Annotated in this window: 4 protein-coding genes; 3 read left to right on the top strand and 1 reads right to left on the bottom strand. The window is 60.3% G+C overall.

Annotation, left to right across the window (positions count from 1 at the left end; genetic code table 11):
* Positions 1-379: 379 nt before the first annotated feature.
* Both ACYVDE_RS17710 and ACYVDE_RS17705 read left to right on the top strand, forming a co-directional pair.
* Positions 380-1168, top strand: coding sequence for a hypothetical protein (locus ACYVDE_RS17710; RefSeq protein ID WP_460502880.1), 789 nt, complete (start codon positions 380-382; stop codon positions 1166-1168).
* Between the two features lie 261 nt (positions 1169-1429).
* Positions 1430-2197 (top strand): MBL fold metallo-hydrolase, encoded by a 768-nt coding sequence (locus tag ACYVDE_RS17705; RefSeq protein ID WP_460502879.1) that lies wholly within the window; start codon positions 1430-1432, stop codon positions 2195-2197.
* 74 nt (positions 2198-2271) lie between these two features.
* On the opposite strand, the gene ACYVDE_RS17700 is transcribed toward ACYVDE_RS17705, so the two are convergent.
* Positions 2272-2745, bottom strand: a complete 474-nt coding sequence (locus ACYVDE_RS17700) for a peptidase associated/transthyretin-like domain-containing protein (RefSeq protein ID WP_460502878.1) — start codon at positions 2743-2745, stop codon at positions 2272-2274.
* A 523-nt stretch (positions 2746-3268) separates the two neighbouring features.
* Here ACYVDE_RS17700 and ACYVDE_RS17695 point away from each other — a divergent pair.
* Positions 3269-3515: hypothetical protein (locus ACYVDE_RS17695; protein ID WP_460502877.1), on the top strand; the 247-nt coding region annotated here is incomplete at its 3' end.

Genomic DNA, 3515 nt, shown 5'->3' with positions numbered 1-3515 from the left:
CGCAGCCGCTCGCGCTGGCGGAGGAGCAGCGCGGCCGGCTGGAGCTCCGTTCGGCCGGCCGCGGGAAGCGGTTGTGCTGACTACTCGGACCGACCACCGAAAAGGTTGTTTCCGGGACTAAAAAATCCTGAAAATGTGTTTACTTATCGGGTGTTTTCGCTGGCTGAAAACTGGTTCTTCCCCGGCTCCCCGCACCCAGCGGCCGCCTTTCCCCACCCAACCTAATAGCATTAGCGAACACTAATTTTATTTATTCACTCAATATCTTGACTATCAAAGATAAAATTTACCAATATTTTTGGCAATTCTGGCACGTTTCTTTCTATCTTTAGGTTATACACTCGAACATCAGTTGGACACATTACTAAAGAACAAAGCCATGAACGAGGCCACCAAAACCACCAAAGAAGTTACCAAGAAGGCTAAAGTCGAAAGCTTCGACATCGCGCGTTCCGACGAGACGCTGGACTTGGCAAAGGACCTGGCCAAGTTCATTAAAGACAACAAGCTTAGCACGACTGTGCAGGGCAAGGAGTTTGTGAACGTGGAGGGCTGGCAGTATGCCGGCTCGCGCCTCGGCATCGTGCCCATCGTGGAGCACGTCATCAACGTGGGCAGCCCCGAGGAGCTGAAGTATCAGGCCAAGGTGACGCTGTTCGACATCCGCCACGGCGTGACGGTGGGCGCCGGTTTCGCCGTGTGCTCGAACAAGGAGAGCGGCAAGAAATTCTACCAGGAATTTGCCATCATGAGCATGGCGCAGACCCGCGCCGTGGGCAAGGCCTACCGCAACATCTTGGCTTGGATTATCCGCGCGGCCGGCTACGAGCCCACGCCCGCCGAGGAAATGGACTACAACACCAATACGGTGGCCGTAGCCGCCCCGGCTCCGGTAGCGGCCCAGCCCGTGCCCGCCATGCAGGTAGTGCCCGCCGAGACGCCGGCCGCTGCTACGGAGGCCGCTACAATTGCCCCGGTGCATTACGCCACGGCTTCGCAGAAGGAGGAAATCATCCGCCTGCTGAACCACCCGGTTATCACGCGCCCCGAGAAGACCAAGATGCTTCTCAACATCAACCGCCTCGACGAGGAGCGCGCGCTGCAGGCCATTGCCAAGCTGCGCAAAGCCATCGACGACCGCGAGAACGGCGAAAAAGCCGCTGCTTAACCGTTTTTCCTTTCCCATTTCTTCCAGCCCGGTGCCGTGAGGTACCGGGCTTTTTTTGTGGGCTCGCGGGGCGCATGCTCTTTCTCCCAAAGCGAATGGGTGCAGCAAGTGCTGATGCAGCTGCCGATGCGCAGCTAAAACCTGTACTAGAGCTGCCGGGTTAAGAGGTCGCTTCGGCCAGGTGCTTTCGGCGGCAACGCCAGAACCGCCGTAATACTGCGCCAATTACATTCAATACCTACTCAACACCTCATGAAATCGATGCTCCTCACGGCCGCGCTGGCCGCTTTCACGCTCACTACCAAAGCTCAGACGCCGGCCGCCCCGCGCGCCGCCGCCGACCAGATTGCCACCAGCAAAGGCCCGCTCACGGTGCAGCCCATCACGCACGGCAGCGTGGTGCTGAGTTGGAGCGGCAAAACCATTTACGTGGACCCCTACGGCGGGGCCGCCGCCTACACTGGCCTGGCCGCGCCCGACGTGGTGCTCATCACCGACATTCACCCCGACCACCTCGACCCCGCCACGCTGGCCGGCCTGCCCGTGAGCAAGGCCCTGATGATAGTGCCCCAAGCCGTGGCCGAGAAGTTGCCGGCCGAGTACAAAGCCCACGTGCGCATTCTTCGCAACGGGCAGAAGCTCGACACGCTGGGCATGAGCGTGATGGCCATTCCGATGTATAACCTGCCCGAAGCGCCCGACGCCATGCACCCCAAGGGCCGCGGCAACGGCTACGTGCTGGGCTTGGGCAACAAGCGCGTGTACCTCTCGGGCGACACCGAAGACACGCCCGAAATGCGCGCCCTGAAGAACATCGACGTAGCCTTCGTGTGCATGAACCTGCCCTACACCATGGACGTGAACCAGGCCGCGCAGGGCGTACTGGCCTTCAAGCCGGCCATTGTGTATCCCTACCACTACCGCGGCCAGAACGGTTTGAGCGATGTGGAAAGCTTTAAAAAGCAGGTGAACGCGGGCAACAAGAAAATCGACGTGCGCCTGCGCAACTGGTACCCGGCGGGCAAATAGTCAGCCGCTTCTCAAACAGAACGCCCGGCGAAGCGCAATGCTTGGCCGGGCGTTTCTGCTTATTGGGCTGGTGCTTACTTACGGATTTGCTTCAGCTCGCGCTTGATTTGCTTGTGGGCCGTTTTGAGGTAGCGCTCGAGCCGCTGGCTGCGGGCCACCACCACCACGTGGGCGTTGGTCAGGCTCACCGTCGATTCGGCCGCGGCCGAGTTGAGTACCATCTTCTCATCGTCATAGCCGCCGTAGGTCACCCGGGCGTCGAGGGGGCCGCTATTGGCCGGCACTACCAGTTCGAAAATCCCCTCGGCGTTGGTCACGGCCATTTGTTTGGTGGCGGTGAGAATGATGACAGCCCCGGGCAGCACGCCAGCGGCATTGGTGATTTTGCCGGTGAGCACCGTTTTTTCCGACGCCTTGCTCACGCCGGGCGTTTCGCTGCCGCCCGTGGTTTCGTGGCCGGCTGCGGCCGATGCAACGCGGGCCTGGGCCGGGTTCAGGCCGAAGGTGCAGGTGAACAATACGGCAGCAAAGAGGAGAGCAGAGCGCATAACAGTGAGCGAGTTAGGTGGTGATTGGCGTTGCGGTGATTGAACGATACAAATGTAGACTTGCACCCAAGGCCCCCTGTCGCGGCTTCGCTTAAGCCTGCCGATTCGTGGATGAATCGACCGGATTCCTAAATGAACGCAACGCCGCTGGCCCCGCTCGTCCCGGAAACGGCGGCCGTTGAGTATCTCTCCTATTGTTGCGGTTTGGCGCGCTAGTCGATGTAGAGACGCAACATTTTGCGTCTCGTCGTTGAACGATACTGGCCGAACGACAACAACTGGACGAAACCTCAACGGCGCGGCCGACGAGACGCAAAATATTGCGTCTACACATCGTTCACACTAACCTTGAATTTATTCAAACCGGCAGCAACTAACTACTTTCCGGGTCGGATTTAGCGCCAATACCTTCGGCCAGCCGACGCAGCGGTTGGTACAGCAAATGCTGCCTTTGGCGCGGCGGGCCCGGGCCGTTTCGGCCGGCGGGGCCAACTTGTAGGTTCTACTGCTTTCACTTGTTTTCATGCCCGCCTTACCTGCCCATTCTGCCCCTACCACTTTAGCCGAAGCCCTCGCCCAGCTGGAGGCCCTGCGCGCCCTCGCCCGGGTGCCCGAGGAAACCCCCAATCCAATTCTGCGCTTCAGCCCCGCCGGCGAGCGTCTCTACGCCAACGCGGCCGCCCTGGCCCTGCAAAGCCAGTTGACGGAAACCGCCCACGCGACCCTCTACGCTGAGCTATGGACCGCTGCCGGGCCGGCGCTGGCCGCCG

The sequence above is a fragment of the Hymenobacter agri genome (assembly GCF_054778495.1).
This window is presented reverse-complemented; position numbering and strand designations above follow the sequence as displayed.